The sequence below is a fragment of the Paenibacillus mellifer genome (assembly GCF_023195895.1).
GTDB classification, from domain to species: Bacteria; Bacillota; Bacilli; order Paenibacillales; family Paenibacillaceae; genus Fontibacillus; species Fontibacillus mellifer.
The window spans coordinates 57,706-74,711 of sequence record NZ_JALPRK010000006.1; the positions used below are offsets into that span (position 1 = coordinate 57,706).

Here is a 17,006-nt window from a genome sequence, read left to right on the forward strand (position 1 = left end):
GTTTACCCCCTGCCTCGAGTCATGGATTTCATCAACACTTCCTGGGTGGCGTCCTCGCGCAGGACTTCCCCGGTAATCCGGCCTTCGCTCATGACGTAGATGCGGTCGCACATCCCGAGAATTTCCGGAAGCTCCGAGGAGATGAACAAAATGCCTTTGCCTTCATCCGCCAGTTGATTGACGATCGAATAAATTTCGTATTTGGCCCCGACATCGATGCCGCGCGTCGGCTCATCAAGAATCAAAATTTCCGGTTGAGCGTAGATCCACTTGCTAAGGACGACCTTCTGCTGATTGCCGCCGCTCAGGTTAACCGTATGTTGCAAAATGCTTGGCGTCTTAATATTCAGCTTGCTCCGATATTCCTCGGCGACCAACACTTCTTCACGTTCATTGATGACGCCGCGGCGGGATAATTTCTTAAGCGAAGCTAATGAAATATTGCGTTTGATATCATCGATCAGAACCAAACCGTATTGTTTACGATCCTCCGTGACATAAGCGACACCATGCTTGATCGCCTGGCTGATGTTGTTAAACCGCACCTCTTTCCCATGCAAGAAGAGTTGGCCTTTAATATGCCTTCCGTAGGATCGGCCAAACAGGCTCATGGCCAGCTCCGTCCGTCCTGCTCCCATCAAGCCGGCGATCCCGACGATTTCCCCGCGGCGGATGTTCAGGTTAATGCCGTCCAGCACTTTACGCTCCTCTTGCTGCGGGTGGGTTGCCTCCCAGTCTCGCACCTCGAAAATTACTTCGCCGATCCGGGGAACCCGCTCCGGATAGCGATGGGTGAGATCGCGGCCAACCATGCCCTTGATGATGAGATCCTCGGTCACCTGATCGGCTTTCATATCCAAAGTCTGAATCGTCTTGCCATCGCGCAGGATGGTGATCGAGTCGGCGACTTTGCTGATTTCGTTCAATTTGTGCGAAATGATGATGGAGGTGATGCCTTGTTTCTTCAGCTCGAGGATCAGCTCCAGCAGGTTTTCGCTGTCGTTTTCGTTCAAGGCCGCTGTGGGTTCGTCCAGGATCAGCAGCTTGACCTGTTTGGCTAATGCTTTGGCGATTTCGACGAGCTGCTGCTTACCGACGCCCAGTTCCAACACACGTGTGGCAGGTGATTCCGCTAACCCAACCCGTTCCAGCAGCGTTTTTGTTTTGACCGTCGTTTCGTTCCAATTAATCAACCCACGTTGGCTTTGCTCGTTACCGAGAAAAATGTTCTCCGCAATAGAGAGGTAAGGGATCAGCGCGAGCTCTTGGTGAATAATGACGATCCCCAGCTGTTCGCTTTCCTTAATATCCTTGAACTCGCAAACCTTGCCCTCGAACAGGATCTCGCCTTCATAAGAGCCATGCGGATAAACACCGCTCAGCACCTTCATTAACGTCGATTTGCCGGCCCCGTTCTCCCCGCACAAGGCATGAATTTCCCCAGAGGTCACCTTTAGGTTGACATTGCTTAGCGCCTTGACGCCTGGGAAGGTCTTCGTAATTCCCCGCATTTCCAAAATCGTATTGCTCACTTGCGCCACCTGGCCTTTCGCTCTTGGTAAGGGCATAGCGGCGGTCGCCCCAATCCGCGTCCGCCGCTACCCCGGTTACCCTAAGTTGATGTTAGAGTCCCAGATCCTCTTTGGAGTAGTAGCCGGTGTCGACCAGCGCTTGTTCAAGGTTATCCTTGTCAACCGAAACCGGTTCAAGCAGATAGGAGGGAACGACTTTGACGCCGTTGTCGTAGGTCTTCGTGTCATTGACTTCGGCCTCTGTGCCTTCCAGGATGCTTTGGACCATAGAGACTGCCTTTTTCGCCAGTTCGCGTGTATCCTTGAAGACGGTTTGCGTCTGTTCCCCAGCCAATATCGACTTCGCCGAAGCCAATTCGGCATCCTGGCCGGTTACGATCGGCATCGACTTGCTTCCGGAGCCGTAACCAACGCCCTTGAGCGAGGAAAGGATGCCGATGCTGATTCCGTCATAAGGGGAAAGAACGGCGTCCATGTTCTCCGTGCTGTAATGGGCGCTCAGCAAATTGTCCATGCGGGCTTGGGCGGTGGCGCCGTCCCAGCGCAAGGTAGCGATTTGCTCCATTTTCGTTTGTCCGCTGCGCACGACCAGCTTTCCAGAATCGATGTACGGCTGCAGAACGGACATGGCGCCGTCATAGAAGAAGTAGGCGTTGTTATCATCCGGCGAGCCGCCGAACAACTCGATATTAAATGGACCTTTGCCGTCCTTCAGGCCCAGCTTCTCCTCAATATAGGAGGCCTGCTGCACGCCAACCTTGAAGTTGTCGAAGGTGGCGTAATAGTCGACGTATTCGCTGTTCATAATCAGCCGGTCATAGGCGACGACCTGAATGCCTTGGTCGTGGGCTTTCTGCAGGACGTCGGTCAAAGCGCCGCCGTCGATAGCAGCAATGACAAGGACCTTCACGCCTTTGGTAATCATATTTTCGATTTGCGATACCTGGTTTTCGATGACGTCTTCCCCGTACTGCAGATCGGTGCCGTAGCCAAGTGCCTTAAATTCCTTGACCATGTTGTTGCCGTCGTTCACCCAGCGTTCAGACGACTTCGTGGGCATGGCGATGCCGATCGTTCCCTTGTCGCTGTTGCCCGATCCGCTGCTGCCGTTTCCGCCATTGGCACAAGCCGCGAGGGCTAATACCATTGCCACTGCAAGTAAAATGGCCGTTACCTTTTTCAAAGCCAATTCCCCCTATACTTGAAATGAATGCGTTTACAGTAGGGAGTATAACAAGCGAAGGGGGAGGTCGTATTTACAGTGAATTGACACTTTTTATAAAAATCGAACCTTTGTGAGTGGTTGAGAGGGATGTTACTCAAGGGGAGTGTTACTCCCCCTGAGCGTCATCGCGTCCAAACGCGCCTTTGCGGTATTGAAGCGGGGAAAGGCCGGTCGCTCGCTTGAACGCCGTGCTGAAGTAGTGTTGGGTTTCATAGCCGACTTGCTCGGCGATTTCGCCGATCGTCAGCTCTGTGGCATTTAACAGCTGGGTTGCCCGGCGGATACGAAGCTGCGTTAAATAACTGTTGAACGTAGCCCCCAGCTCTTGCTTGATCATGCGGCTTAGATAAGTCGGGGAAGATTGGAGGGATTGCGCCATGGCTTCCAGCGTTAATCCGCTGTCGCCGAAATGCTCCAGCATGTACTGCTTAGCTCGGCGCACCAGCGGTGAAACGACGGTTTCCCTCATCACGGCGGACTTTGCCTTCCGGTAAACGGCCGGAAGCTCCAGCACATCGCCGGTAGCCTCGGCCAAGTGAACCTCGGCGGCAATTTTCAAGTGGGTGCGTACCAAGGTTTCGATGCGATAGAAGTCGGCCTCGGCTTCCAAGCTCCAGAGTAGGATGACGATTAGACCGAAGGGGTCTCGGAAGATCGTCTTGGGGTAAGGGGCGAGCACCTCGGCCGCGATATTATCGACCGCAAATCCATACAGCTGTCGATCGTCCTCCTTGAGGATTGCGGCGGAGCCCGCCGACTCGGGCAAACGGACGACGCCCAGCCAATCGGGGCAGGCCTCCGGCAGCTTCAGGAACTGCAGTTGCTCGGCGATTTCCACGGCGGTCATCCCACCGTCCAGCCACTGTTGGCAGAACCGCTCCCTTAGAAGCGGGTAGCTGCGCGTAATCTGTCGCGAGGCCTCCTGCCACTGTTGCAACTTTGTCGTCTCTTCCTCCAATTCGCCGCGAACTTGGCGCAGCACCTTCGCCAGCTGCGCCGGATTGGCCGGCTTCAGAATATAGTCCTTCACTTGAAGCCGGATCGCCTTCTGCGCGTACGTGAACTCGTCGTGGCCCGTGATAATGACGATTTTACAGTCCGGCAGCTGTTCGCGGACCCGCTTCATCAATTCGATGCCGTCCATGATGGGCATGTTGAGGTCCACGAGCATGATATGGACGCCATGACGGACAGCTAACTCCAGGGCTTCCTCACCGTCCTCCGCCTCGGCGGCTACGGTAAGACGCATGCCCTCCCAGTCAACGCTGTCACGGATGCCTTCGCGGATAATTTGCTCATCGTCGGCGATGAGCACCTTCCAGCGGAAATTGGATAATGCTTCGTTCATGAGTCCATCCTCTCCCATCGGGTAGGTTCTTCTCGAATGATCGGGTGCGTGACAGTAACGACCGTTCCTCGCCCTTCCTCGCTTTGGATCGACAACCCGTAACGGGCACCGAAAGTTAACGCGATCCGGGCCTGTACATTTAGCATCCCATAACCCTGATCGACGTTATCTGCGCCGGATGAGCCTATCGGTTCAAGACTCTGTTCCCGTCCATCGGCGGCAACCGCGGCTTGCAGCTCCTTTTGCAACTTAGCCAGTTTCTCCGCCGGGATCCCTTTCCCATCGTCGCGAATAGAGATCACCAGCATGCCGCCGTCTTCGACCGCTTCGATAACGACATGACCTGGCCCCCGGCGCTCCTTGATCCCATGGTAGATGGCATTCTCTACGATGGGCTGAAGGATCAGTTTCAACACATAAACGCCGCGAATTTCCGGAGCGATGTGGAGCGAGTAATCGAGTTTGTTTTGGTAACGGACATGCTGTATTTGCAAGTAACTGCGAACATGCTCAATTTCATCGTTTAAAGGGATGATGTCATTCCCCTTGCTGAGTCCGATTCGGAACAGCTTTGATAAGGATTCCGCCATTTCCGCGATATCCTCTGCGCCTTTGCGGCGGGCCATCCAATGGATCGTATCCAGCGTATTGTACAGAAAATGCGGTTTGATATGCGCCTGCAAACTCCGCAGTTCCGCTTCGCGTTTCTGCCTTTCTTGCAGCTCGGTTAGAGAGAGCAACCGGTGAATTTGCTGCAGCATGGCATTGAAGCGGCGGCCGAGCAGGCCGATTTCGTCGGTTCGGTCGCTCCAATGGCGAATCGTCAGATCCCCGGATTGGGCCTTCTGCATAAAGGAAGCCAACTGTCCGATCGGTCTGGAAATGGTATGGGCCAAATAGAAGGAGGCGGTCATCCCCAGCAGGCAGACAACAAAAACAAAGCTGACTACGTAAAAGCGAATTTCCCGCATCTCGGAAGCGGATTCCGCCATGGAAAATACGCCGACTGTCGTCCAGTTCGTAAACGGCGAATGCCGGTAAATGAATTGCAGCTCGCGGCCGCCCATTCGTTCCGCATAGGTACCCGAGCCGTCCTGGCCCAGCCGCTCCAGCGGTACGCGGTCAATGTAGGGTTCCGGCGGGGCATAAATCAATTCGCCGTTTCCGTCCACTACCGTTAAATAGCCCGTTTTCCCCAAACGGACATCCTGAGCAGTCTCGGCGATGACTCGCAGCTTGAGGTCGATTAATACGACCCCTTTGACCTGCTGAGTCTCGGGGTCGAGAATCGCCCTTACGGCCGACACGACCTCGCTGTCCTTGTAGTTGACATGTGTTGTTACGTTACGATTCCGCGGATGACCGATAATTTTGAAGATTCCTTTATTTTGGACGGCCTCCCGATACCACGACTCCCGGGTCAGGTCTCCATCGGTTCTGGCATACATCTCATTGCTGATATAATCGCCGCGGCTGTTGACGATCAGAACCCCCGCAACCTCCGAGTACAGGGTGGTAAAGCCTTGAAGAAACTTGCGAATCTCGTAGTGATCGGCCTCGGCTTCAACTGTGGTTCTCAGATAGGCGTCCGTACTTCCCGTGAGGCCGGGTTCCTCGGCGGACGTTGTCGTTGAACCATCTGCGCCCGCATCGTCACCGGCCTCGAGAAATTGCAGAACCTCGGAGTTGAAGGAGATAAAGAACGTCATGTTTTGCAGATTTTCTACATACGTCTCCAGCGACCGGTTGACCTTGCCGATGAGCTGCAGCGTATTGTCCGTGATCTGGCGTTCAATGATCCGGTCGACCGTCCAATTGGTTAGCACGCCCAGACCGATGGAAGGAAGAATACTGATCAACATAAAGTGAACGATTAATTTGTAACGGATCGGCAGGTTGTTCAGCGAAAAGTCGCGGAGCTCCCAGGAGCGTTTCCCATATCTATTTCGCATAGTAGTCATTCACATTCTGCCGCGTAACGACGGTGATGCCCGTATCCAATCGCTGCGGGACGCGAGGACCGGGATGCTGCGATCCGTCAGGGTCATGTTTCAGCGAAAAGAGCAGTTGCAGCGACCAATACCCCATATTCCAGGTTCCCTGCGCCATCGTGGCGGCGATATCCCCGCTTTTGACCAGGTCCAGAGTGCCTTTATCGGTGTCGAAGCTGATGATCTTTGGACCGGAGGACGTCAAGCCAAATTCCCGAACCGCCTCCGCGACGCCGATACCGCCGTTGGCTTCGGTGGTGAAAATGCCGGCGATCCCCGGGAAGTCTCGCAGGATCTCTTCCGCTGATTGCCGGGAGTAGAGCTCGTCGCCTTTTCCGTTCTTGATGGCGGCGATGTGCATGTCGGGAAACTCCTTCGAGATGGTGTCAGCAAACCCTTTCGTGCGTTCCTGGTGATTTTGCTGATCCGGTACGGTCACGATGGCCACTTCACCACGTCCGCCGGTAAGCTCGGCCATTTTTCTCGCAGCCTCGACCCCGGCTGAATAGTTGTCGGTGCCAAGGAAGGAGAAGGCGCGGCTGCCCGGGGCGTCGGAATCAAACAGAACGACCGGGATGCCCGCGTCAACTGCTTTGTTGATCGTGGCGGTGAGTTCGGTCGGATGGATGGCGGAGATCGCGATTCCGGCCGGCTTTTTGGCGATGGCTTGCTCTAGTACGGTGATCTGCTCATGAATGTCGCGCTGGGTGGAGCCGCGGTATTCCACAGAGACGTTCAGCGCCTGGGCCGCGTCCTCAAAGCCTTTCAGCCCGCTTTTCCAATAATCGATCCCCATTTGAAACGTCACCATCACGTACTTCTCATCGATGGAACCCTGCATGCCCCCGGAATTCCACTGGTCGTTCAATCGGCTCTGGGAGCGATAATCCAGCACATATAGCGCAAAACAGACGAATAACAGCAAATACACGATCCAAATCTTCTTCATATGTAACCCCTTTCATGAGAGCGGTCCAAAAAAGAGATGAACTTCGACATCATCATACTATGATTCGCTATAAATGATAATGATGGAATTAGGCAAAATGGTTTTTTCGCTGGTCATTTACCGGTTTTCTCCATCACCAAGTAAACTCTTCCTAGTAAGGGCAGGAATTCGGTATTGAAATAACAGGTATGCACGTTGTCAAGCAAAATCACTAACAAAAAAATAACAAACGATTACGATATTAGTATATAATGTACCGTAACTTACTTCATACTGGAGGGCTTATGAACAACCACCGCTATGTGATCCAACATTGGAAATTCAAGGCTTGCGATGAAACGGAGTGGAAACCGGCCCGGGTACCGGGTACAGTGCATACAGATCTGCTCCGCAACGGGCTGATCCCCGATCCGTTCTATGGAACCAACGAACATGACCTGCAGTGGATCGATCGAAAAGATTGGGAATACGAAACCTCCTTCGAATGCGATGAGGTTTGGCTGGCTTTACCGAGGATCGAACTCGCCTTTGACGGTTTGGATACGTATGCCGACGTCACGGTCAACGGTGTGCATGTCTTGTCGTCTGACAATATGTTCCGCGTCTGGCGAATCGATGTGAAGCCGTTGCTGCGCCAAGGCGCCAATACGATGACCGTCCGTTTTCGCTCGCCGATCGCGGAGGACTTGCCCAAGCTCGAGAAGCTGGGTTACGACTTGCCGGCGTCGAACGACCAATCGGAGCTGGGCGGATTAGGCGGCCGCCGGGTCAGTGTGTTTGCCCGCAAAGCGCCGTATCACTACGGCTGGGACTGGGGGCCGCGTTTTGTGACCAGCGGAATCTGGCGTGAGGTCCGGCTGGAGGGAGGGAGCGGTCCGGTGATCCGTGATCTGCACATCCGCCAGGACCACGTGAACGCCACGGCCGCTGAGCTCACTGCCGTGGTAGAGATCGAAACCGCCGAACGCTGGGAAGGTCAGCTGCGGTTATCGGCCGACGAGCTGAGGTGGGAACGCCCCGTTGTGCTGGAGTCGGGAACCCACGTGGTGGAGGTGCCCGCGGTGATCGCGGAGCCGAAGCTGTGGTGGTGCCGGGGGCTGGGCGAACCGGCGATGTACAACTTCCGCGCCGTGCTTGTGGCGGACGGCGAGCGGAGAACGGTCGCTGAGGCGTCCGTTAGAACCGGGCTGCGCGATATCAAGCTGGTGCGGGAGAAGGATGCTGCCGGCGCTTCCTTCCGCTTCGAGTTGAACGGTGTACCCGTGTTCGCCAAGGGCGCCAACCATATCCCGAACGACAGCTTCTTGACGGAAGTGACGGACGAACGCTACCGCCACGAGATAGCCTCAGCCGCCGAAAGCGGCATGAACATGCTGCGCATTTGGGGCGGCGGTATCTACGAGCAGGACATCTTTTACGAGTTATGTGATGAATACGGCGTCATGGTCTGGCAGGACTTCATGTTTGCCTGCAGCATGTATCCGGGGGATCCGGAGTTTCTTGATCGTATTGCCCGCGAAGCGGAAGACAACTTGAAGCGGCTGCGGAATCATCCGTGTATCGCATTGTGGTGCGGCAACAACGAAATTGATTCGGCTTGGGCTCATTATGAGGAGGATGGAGGCTGGGGTTGGAAAAAGGATTTCACCACAGAGCAACGTGAGAAGTTATGGGCTGATTACGAGGCAATCTTCCACCGGGTCCTGCCGCAAGTCGTGGAACGTCATGGCGGCGGCGTGGCCTACTGGCCGTCCTCTCCGATCCGTAAACTGACGGGGGATGCCAATCAGCATGCGCTCCAAGTGACCGGTGAAGGTGACGTTCATTACTGGGGCGTGTGGCATGCGGTCGAGCCGTTCGACAACTATAACCTTCGAGTTGGACGGTTTATGAGCGAATACGGCTTCCAGTCCTTCCCGGAGTTGGAATCCGTGCTGACCTATGCGCCGGAGAGCGAGCTGGCGCTGGAATCCGACATCATGCTGGCCCACCAGAAGAACGGCCGCGGCAACCAGTTGATCAAGGAGTACATGGATCTCTATTTGCCCGCACCCAAGGATTTCAAATCGTTCCTGTACATGAGTCAGGTACTCCAGGCCGAGGCGATTCGCACAGCGATTGAAGCGCACCGACGCAACAAGCCTTATTGCATGGGGACGTTGTATTGGCAGATGAACGACTGTTGGCCTGTAGCGTCCTGGGCGGGAATGGACTATTACGGACGCTGGAAGGCGCTGCAGTATACGGTTCGCAGAAGCTTCCGCGACGTGATGCTGGCGATCTACGAGCCGGAGGATGGCCCGATCTCGATCAGCTTGGTTTCCGATCTGCAGAAGCCGGTGCAAGGTCAGTTGCGGCTATCACTTTACGACTTCCAGGGCGCCTTACTGAAAGAACAGGCGTTGGAAGTCCACGCCGCTGCGGATTCGGTTGTTGAAGCTGCCGTTTTGACTCGGGAGGAATGGCTGGAAGGCCGTGATCCCCGCCAGGTCGTATTGCATGCCGTTCTAGAGGTAGACGGGCAGGTAGCAGATGGCAAGCTGCATTATTTTGCTCCAGACAAAGACCTTTCATTGCCACAGGCGAAGATAACCCTCCTGGAAGAGGACGGCAGCGGCGGCAGCCGATATACCCTAGTAAGTGACACTTTGGCGCGCCAGGTGTGGATTTCAGCGGAAGAAGAGGGGATCTTCTCCGACAACTACTTCGACCTGATTCCAGGCATTACGGTGACGGTGGAGTTCCGGCGGCGGGGTGGCGAGGGCAGCGCGGAGCCGTTCGTTGCGGGGAATCCGGGCAAGCTGATCGTTCGCTCCATGGCTGATTTCGTGTGAATTCGACTCTGGATTTTACCGTGTTATAATAAACGAATAGAAAATCGTGTCTTATGTAAACACGGGAACAACCCGGAGAAAAGAGATGGGGATCATACGTAACTCAAGCCGAATACATTTTGTTGTCACGTTCGCGCTGATCGGTGCGAAGCTGTTACTGTTGCGATACTTTTTCTATGGGGGCGTTGCGGCCCAGGGGTTACCCGGCGAATGGCTGTCGGTGCTGGCGCTGCTGTGTCTGGTGGAGCTATTGACGCCAGTCAAGGGCAAATGGGGGGTATTCCTGGGATTTAACTTCGTTATTTCTTTTATCCTCTTTGCCGCGACGGTGTATAATGCCTATTTTGGGACGGTACCTACCTATGCGGTGTTAAGCGGGTTAAACCAGGTGCCTGAGGTCAAAGCGAGCGTAGCCTCGCTGTTACGGCCTGAACAATTTCTGTATTTCATCGACCTGCCGGTGCTGGCGGCGGTGCGTATCTTCCGTGCGGGTCGGCGTCGCCGGGCCTCGCGAGGGTACCGTCTTGCGGGAAGCCTTAGCTTCCGGACAGATCGGCCTCGCGCGGGTTTAGCGTGGAAGGTAGGCGTGGCGTTCGTTCTAGTCGTCAGTCTGATGCTTTCCGGCCTTTACATCCGTTTGGGGAAAAGCATTGATAATGAGCTGGTGCGTGCCGAAAGCGTCGGGTTCTTTAACTTCCAGGTCGATGCGGCAATCCGCGACCAGGAAGAGGAACGGATGATCGCGGAAGGCAATTTGCAAGAGACGGCAGCCAAGGTCCGTCAGCTCCAGAGCAACTATCCTTACCAAGAGGTAGCGGCAACGGGGGAACCGGCGTACTTCGGTGCCGCTCAGGGGATGAACCTGGTAATTGTGCAAATGGAGTCGTTCCAGAACTTCCCGATCAATCTAAAGCTAAACGGCCAAGAGGTCACGCCTGTGTTGAACGGTCTAGCGAAGGAAGGTTTCTATTTCCCTCATGTGTTTCAACAAATCGGACCCGGAAATACGTCGGATGCCGAGTTTATGTCCAATACGTCGATTTATCCGACGGCCGCAGAAGCGATGTCGACCGGCTATGGGGATCGTCAGATCCCAAGTCTTCCGCGCTTGCTGCAAAGTCAGGGTTACGTGGCAAACACCTTCCACATCAATAAAGTGACGTTCTGGGACCGCCACAAAATGTACCCGGCCTTGAATTTCGATAAATACTATGACAAGCCATATTACACGAACGATCATTTTAATAATTTTGGAGCTTCTGACGAGGAAATGTATCGGGTTGGTGTGGAAAAGCTGGCGGGGCTACAAGCGCAGAACAAGCCTTTTTACGCCCAGTTTGTCACCACCTCGAGTCATAATCCGTTTGTGGTGCCGAAGGATCGCCGCCATTTCGATCTTCCGGCGGAGATGGAAGACACGATGCTCGGGAATTACATCGAGGCGGCTAACTATACCGATTACGCGATCGGGAAACTGATCGACCGGTTGAAGCAAACGGGCCTCTGGGGGAACACCATGCTGGTCTTTTACGGGGATCACTTCGGCCTTCAGGAGAAAGACGTTCCCGCCAAAGAAATCAGCGAGAAGCTGGGGATTGCTTACGACGAGCGGATTAGCCGATTTAACATCCCGCTGATCGTCCACATCCCAGGACAGCAGCACGGCCAGATGGTGGAGCGCGCTGGCGGACAGGTTGATCTTCTGCCAACGGTGGCCAATCTCCTTGGCATTTCGCTGGAGAACGAAGGGTTTACCGCGTTTGGGCATGACCTGCTGAATATGGATCGGAACGTTGTTGGAATGAGGTATTATTTGCCGACAGGCTCCTTCTTTAATGATGAGGTTATGTTCGTGCCGGGCGCCGGCTTTGACGACGGCACCGCTGTCTCACTGGATACGTTGCAGCCGGTTGCCAATATCGCGCCTTATCGCAGCGATTATGATTACATTACGCAGCTGATGAAGCTCTCCGACGAATACGTCAAACTGCTCCCCAAGCGGGGGGAATAATAGAAAAAGGGCCCTATCAGATACCGAGAACGGTTATCTAGTAGGGCCCTTTCTTTTAATGACGATGATCACCCGAGGATGGTATACCTGGTTCGGGCGCTGTCTGCCACGATTTCCGGCAGCTCTTGCAATTGAAGCTCATAAGCTTCTTGGGTTAAACTTCCTTCTTTCAAGCGTTTCTGCAGCTGCTCCTGCAGCTGGGCAACTTGCAACCGAATCACGGGGTCTGCGTCTTGACCGTGGGATTCGGCGATGTCTGCCAACGACTCGCCTTCCAGTAAGGCGTCGTAGACTTCCTTGTCGGAGGCAGCACCGAGAAGTCCGTTAAGCTCGTCCTCCGGATGCTCCGCATGATTGCTAGTGCTGGATTGTTTAGACGGATGAGCCGCGTAGGCCAGGCTGGTCAAATATCCAGACATGCTGGGGTTTATGGTAATGACGAGGGCCATCGTACCGAGGATGACCACTTTTTTGAGTTTAAATTTCATAGAATTGAATTCCTCTCTGATCCAGGGATGGAAATACGTGAAACAACGATTCCTAGTAGTAATACGGATGGGCAGCCCAGTAAGTTTCAATCCGCCCGTCGCTCTTGATTTACAGGGTGGTGTTGTAAGGAGGCCTCTCGTATAATGGAATTCAATATCCCGGTGATTTCGGAGCAGAGGAGGGCAATACGAGATGGCAGAGCAAATAGCGATCCGTTCGCTGAATGTAAGCAAACCGATCGAGGTTGAGCATCAAGGCAAGACGGTCCGTACGGGGATTTTCAAAATGCCGGTGAAGGAAACACTGCATCTTTCGACGGTGAATTTTATCGGGGACGAGCAAGCGGATCTTCGATTTCACGGAGGGCCGGACAAGGCCGTTTGCGTGTATCCATTCGAACGGTATAGCTACTGGGAGGAGCGGTTCGGGATCACACTAGACTTTGGGGCATTTGGGGAAAATCTCACGACCGAAGGCATGCTCGAAGAAGAGATCCGCATCGGCGACCGATTTCGCTTGGGCGAAGCCGTTGTTCAGGTTAGCCAGCCCCGGCAGCCCTGCTTCAAGCTGGGTGTTAAGCACGGGTTGCCTGAGCTGCAGCTGGAAATCCAGCAAACGGGCTATACCGGGTATTACTTTCGGGTTCTTCGCGAGGGTGAAGTTAGACCCGACGATCCGCTGGAACTCATCGACAGACACCCCGCCGGCGTTACACTAGCATTCGCCAACCGCATTATGCATGTGGACAAGGAGGATGCTGATGGGATCCGGCGCCTTTTGGCCGTGGAGGAATTATCGGCCAACTGGCGTGAGACGTTGACCGCCCGATTGAGCCGGTTGATAGGTGAATAGATCTCTCTGTTGTCGTCCGCTTCCCGTATCGGGGAAGTGGATTTTTTATGTCTTCCGCCCCAATTGAGGGGACTCCGGCCCCGGGACTTCCAGGCTTCTTGGTTCAAGGCTAGGCGTCCGGGGGTAAATTTTCTGTGCGACAGGAAAACATAGAAACTTTTACCTGAGATGATACGTCAAATGGGAAGAGTTATTTTCTTTCGCTCTGTTTATGAGCATGGGGAGGATGAGATTTTTGAGAAAACTATGGGCTTCGCTCTTAGCCGCATTTCTAATCATACCAATGTTTCAACAAACGACGGCGCAGGCGGCTACGCCGATCAGCATCTACATTGACGGTAGCCGGTTGACGACGGATCAGGCGCCGGTCGTCATCAGCGGGCGGGTCATGCTGCCGCTGCGGGCCATCTTTGAGGCGCTGGATGCTACGGTCAACTACAACCAGACGCTGCAAACCGTCACGGCCCAGAAGGACGGCACGACCATCGTGCTGAAGCTGAAGTCGCGTTCGGCAACAATCAACAACGAGGCGGTGCTGCTCGACGTGCCGGCGCAAAGCATTAAAGGCAGAACGATGGTGCCCGTTCGCTTCGTCAGTGAAGCGCTTGGGCAGCAAGTCGGGTGGAATAACTCCACCAAAATCGTCACGATTAATTCTGGCTCGGGCACAGGCGGATCGGATAGCGGCAGCTTGGATCCTAACCCTGTGGCCTACGTTTCTGCTCGTGATGTAGGGAATAACGGGGATGGCCGGGATTTGGAGGTCAGCTTCTCGAAATCCTCGAACGAATCGCGCGTTGAACAGTACCGCGTGATGATCGTGAAATCCTCGAATGCGTCTGTCTTTAATCTGACGGCAGCGCAAAGGATCGCGTCGGCCAATTACACGTCGTTGTCGCCGTCGGGTACGGATCCGGTCGTGAACCTGTCGGCCGGTGCACGAGACGTCGACGGGGCCACCATCCGTGAAAACCAATCTTATGTTGCCTACGTCTTGGCCATTGGTAAAGGCAACAGCGCTAATGCGTTGTCGAACCCATCTCCGGCCTTTACGTTGTCCAATGGCGCGGCGGTGGCCGCTCCAACGAACGTGAAGGTAAGCGACGTGAGCGATTACGGTGATGGCCGTGACTTGAGCGTCACCTTTACGCGGGCTCAAAACGAGAGCAGCATCGCGAACTACCGGGTGTTCGTTGTTAAGACGAAGGACGCCGGAAGCTTTACTCTGAGTACGGCGAACAATGTACCAAGCTCGTATTCTACGGTCGTGTCTAAATCGGGCAGCGGTTCGACGTTGACCGGCCAGTTGGCCTCCTCCGCTCGGGATACATCCGGCGATCTGATCAAGAACGGCGTTTCCTACACGGTTTTTGTGCAATCGGTAAGTAATCATTCGGGATTCGCTAACAAATTGTCCTCCGCTTCCTCCGCGATCTCGCTTGCGGTTGGCTCGGTCATTTCGCCGGTGATTACGAAGGTCGAAGACTGGAACGATTACGGCGACGGCCGCGATCTGCGAGTAAGTTTCAATCGGATCTCGGACGAAACACGGATCGGCTCGTACCGAATTTTCGTAGTTAAAGCCAGTGATTATGCGAACTTCAGCCTGGCGAAGGCAAATGCAGTATCCAGTGCGAACTATACCCAGGTTAATAAGACCGGATCGAATATTTCGTCGTATGCCTTGTCCTCGAGCGCGCGGGATGTGGACGGAGCCTCGATTCGCAACGGCGTTAGCTACCGGGTATTCGTCATGGCCGTGGGCACCGGAAATTATGCAGGAACGAATACATTATCCGCCGCTTCCAGCGCCATTACGCTGACAAAAGGCAACGCGGTGGATACGGTATCGAACGTCACCGTTGAAGACGTGAGTGATTATAACGATGGCCGCGACTTGCGGGTGACCTTTACCCGGGCATCTAACGAGACGTATATCAGCAACTATCGGATCATGGTAGTCAAAACCTCGGATGCAGGCAACTTTACGTTATCTAAAGCTAATAATGTCAGCAGCTCGAACTATACCACGGTGAGCAGAAACGGCTACACCCTTTCCACGGTTCTAAATGCAGGGGCAAGGGATGTAGACGGGGCAACCATTCGGAACGGAGTAAGTTATCGGGTGTTTGTCCTCTCGGTAGCCAGTAACGGATATAATCTGAGCAACGCGTTGTCTTATTACTCTTCGCCGATTACGCTGTCGTACAACGCCGTTGGTGCCGTCTCGAATCTGAGCGCCGCTGACGTCAGTGATTATGGTGACGGCCGCGATCTGTTGGTGTCGTTCAACCGTGCCGCCGATGAGTCCAATATCAGCCACTACCGGGTTATGGTCGTGAAATCGGCAAACGCCAGCAGCTTTAATCTGTCGAAGGCCAATAACGTCCCTAGTGACAGATACACGTATATCAGCAAAGGCAACTACACGTTAACCGGCATCCTCGCTGCGGGGGCTAAAGACGTTGATGGAGCAGCGATCAAAAACGGTGTCAGCTACCAAGTCTTTGTCTTGTCGGTTGGCAGCAACGGGTATACAGGAAGCAACAATCTCTCTACTGGCTCGAACATCATTACGCTTTCGGGCAGTGCTGTAGGGGCAGCTTCGAATGTAACGGCCAACGACTTGAATGATAACGGGGATGGCCGCGATCTGCGGGTAACGTTTACCCGGGCGTCAAACGAAACGTATATCAGCCAATACCGGGTGTTTGTGGTGAAGGCGTCGAAGTACGGAAGCTTTGATTTGAATGCAGCCAATGTGTCGAACCTCTATACGCCTGTTAATAAAAATGGGGCCACCTTAACTATTGACCTCGGAGCAGGAGCACGGGATACCGACGGGGAAGCCATTCGCAACGGTGTGGCTTACCGAGTTTACGTCTTGTCGCTTGCCACAAGCGGCGGCGGATCGAATGCGCTGTCGGGGGTTTCGAATGAGGTGACGTTGAATGACAGCGGCGCGCTCGAGAGATTGAACGTAAACGCCCAGACCACAGGAAGCGGATACTCGTACAGTGATATCGTGGTAAGCTTCAACAAACAGGCAAATGAGACTAACGTTCAGGAGTACCGCATCATGGTTGTTCCAGCGGCTAATGTCAGCAGCTTTAGTCTTGAGTATGCCAATACGGTAACGCTGGACAGCAACTTCACAACTGTATCCCCAAATGGACAGAACATTCAGGTTCCGTTGAATCGGGCGAATACCGTCTATGGTACACCGCTAGACGCAAATACAACCTATCATGTGTTTGTGTTAACGGTGGTGAAATCCGGTTCGGGCTTGCCAAACGTCTTGTCCGGTCCATCGGGTCAAGTAAAGCTGAATGTTGACCCTAGTACCGTGCCCGTACCTGCAGCAACAATTGATAGTGCTACGGCTAATGGCGCTACCATTGCTGTAAACATTAAAAAAGCTGATGGGGACCAAAACATCAATCAATATCTTGTTATTGCCGTACCTGATACTGACGTCTCAACGATCAAGGCCTCAGATGGCTACCAAGGGACAATAGTAGCAAAACAAGGCCCTTATTTGGGCGCTGTGGATAAGGACTACCAAGGAAATACACTTGACTTCCAGAAGAACTCCTATAACATTTATGTGATTTCGCTTCCGGATACGAGTAAATCCACGAATTATAACATCACCGGGCCGACTCCAGTCACGCCTACTCCATAAGTGAAATGATAGTACCTACGAAGAGCGGTTCGCCCAAAGGCACCGCTCTTTTTTTTCGCTTTTAATTCGCCGTGGATAGTCTGCGGATTG

The 17,006-nt window shown here is 54.0% G+C and carries 10 protein-coding genes; 4 read left to right on the plus strand and 6 right to left on the minus strand.

Translation table 11 applies throughout. The annotated features are described in order from the left end of the window. Positions 1–2 precede the first annotated feature (2 nt). From mmsA to M0651_RS08750, 5 genes are all read right to left on the minus strand, one after another. A complete protein-coding gene (mmsA, locus tag M0651_RS08730) occupies positions 3–1,532 on the minus strand; it encodes a multiple monosaccharide ABC transporter ATP-binding protein (protein WP_248551599.1) in 1,530 nt (509 codons plus the stop codon). A gap of 91 nt (positions 1,533–1,623) precedes the next feature. Continuing rightward, positions 1,624–2,715 carry a multiple monosaccharide ABC transporter substrate-binding protein gene (gene chvE / locus M0651_RS08735; RefSeq protein ID WP_282577837.1) on the minus strand — a complete coding sequence of 364 codons (1,092 nt, stop codon included), beginning with the start codon at positions 2,713–2,715 and terminating at the stop codon, positions 1,624–1,626. Positions 2,716–2,863: 148 nt separating this feature from the next. Next, positions 2,864–4,105, minus strand: a complete 1,242-nt coding sequence (locus M0651_RS08740) for a response regulator (protein WP_248551458.1) — start codon at positions 4,103–4,105, stop codon at positions 2,864–2,866. Further along, complete coding sequence (locus M0651_RS08745) at positions 4,102–6,057, minus strand: cache domain-containing sensor histidine kinase (protein WP_248551459.1); 1,956 nt, start codon at positions 6,055–6,057, stop codon at positions 4,102–4,104. The genes M0651_RS08740 and M0651_RS08745 overlap by 4 nt, the downstream gene beginning before the upstream one ends. Beyond that, positions 6,047–7,045: a substrate-binding domain-containing protein gene (locus M0651_RS08750; RefSeq protein ID WP_248551460.1), complete on the minus strand. Its 999-nt coding sequence runs from the start codon at positions 7,043–7,045 to the stop codon at positions 6,047–6,049. Before M0651_RS08750 ends, M0651_RS08745 begins: the two co-directional genes overlap by 11 nt. 284 nt (positions 7,046–7,329) lie before the next feature. Here M0651_RS08750 and M0651_RS08755 point away from each other — a divergent pair, with 284 nt between their 5' ends. Both M0651_RS08755 and M0651_RS08760 read left to right on the plus strand, forming a co-directional pair. Then, positions 7,330–9,879, plus strand: a complete 2,550-nt coding sequence (locus tag M0651_RS08755) for a beta-mannosidase (RefSeq protein ID WP_248551461.1) — start codon at positions 7,330–7,332, stop codon at positions 9,877–9,879. A gap of 85 nt (positions 9,880–9,964) precedes the next feature. Continuing rightward, a complete protein-coding gene (locus M0651_RS08760) occupies positions 9,965–11,890 on the plus strand; it encodes an LTA synthase family protein (protein WP_248551462.1) in 1,926 nt (641 codons plus the stop codon). A 68-nt stretch (positions 11,891–11,958) separates the two neighbouring features. Here the strand turns inward: M0651_RS08760 and M0651_RS08765 are convergent, their stop codons facing one another. After that, positions 11,959–12,378, minus strand: a complete 420-nt coding sequence (locus M0651_RS08765) for a hypothetical protein (protein WP_248551463.1) — start codon at positions 12,376–12,378, stop codon at positions 11,959–11,961. Positions 12,379–12,571: 193 nt separating this feature from the next. Between M0651_RS08765 and M0651_RS08770 the strand changes: the two genes are divergently transcribed. Next, positions 12,572–13,231 carry an MOSC domain-containing protein gene (locus M0651_RS08770; RefSeq protein WP_248551464.1) on the plus strand — a complete coding sequence of 220 codons (660 nt, stop codon included), beginning with the start codon at positions 12,572–12,574 and terminating at the stop codon, positions 13,229–13,231. Between the two features lie 226 nt (positions 13,232–13,457). After that, the gene (locus M0651_RS08775) at positions 13,458–16,916 is read left to right on the plus strand and encodes a copper amine oxidase N-terminal domain-containing protein (protein WP_248551465.1); all 3,459 of its coding nucleotides are present in this window, start codon (positions 13,458–13,460) and stop codon (positions 16,914–16,916) included. Positions 16,917–17,006 lie beyond the last annotated feature (90 nt).

Coding starts and splice junctions, on each gene's coding strand:
- M0651_RS08755 (WP_248551461.1), top strand. CDS start 7,330: ATGAACAACCACCGCTATGTGATCCAACATTGGAAATTCAAGGCTTGC.
- M0651_RS08750 (WP_248551460.1), bottom strand. CDS start 7,045: ATGAAGAAGATTTGGATCGTGTATTTGCTGTTATTCGTCTGTTTTGCG.
- M0651_RS08745 (WP_248551459.1), bottom strand. CDS start 6,057: ATGCGAAATAGATATGGGAAACGCTCCTGGGAGCTCCGCGACTTTTCG.
- M0651_RS08775 (WP_248551465.1), top strand. CDS start 13,458: ATGAGATTTTTGAGAAAACTATGGGCTTCGCTCTTAGCCGCATTTCTA.
- M0651_RS08765 (WP_248551463.1), bottom strand. CDS start 12,378: ATGAAATTTAAACTCAAAAAAGTGGTCATCCTCGGTACGATGGCCCTC.
- M0651_RS08760 (WP_248551462.1), top strand. CDS start 9,965: ATGGGGATCATACGTAACTCAAGCCGAATACATTTTGTTGTCACGTTC.
- M0651_RS08770 (WP_248551464.1), top strand. CDS start 12,572: ATGGCAGAGCAAATAGCGATCCGTTCGCTGAATGTAAGCAAACCGATC.
- M0651_RS08740 (WP_248551458.1), bottom strand. CDS start 4,105: ATGAACGAAGCATTATCCAATTTCCGCTGGAAGGTGCTCATCGCCGAC.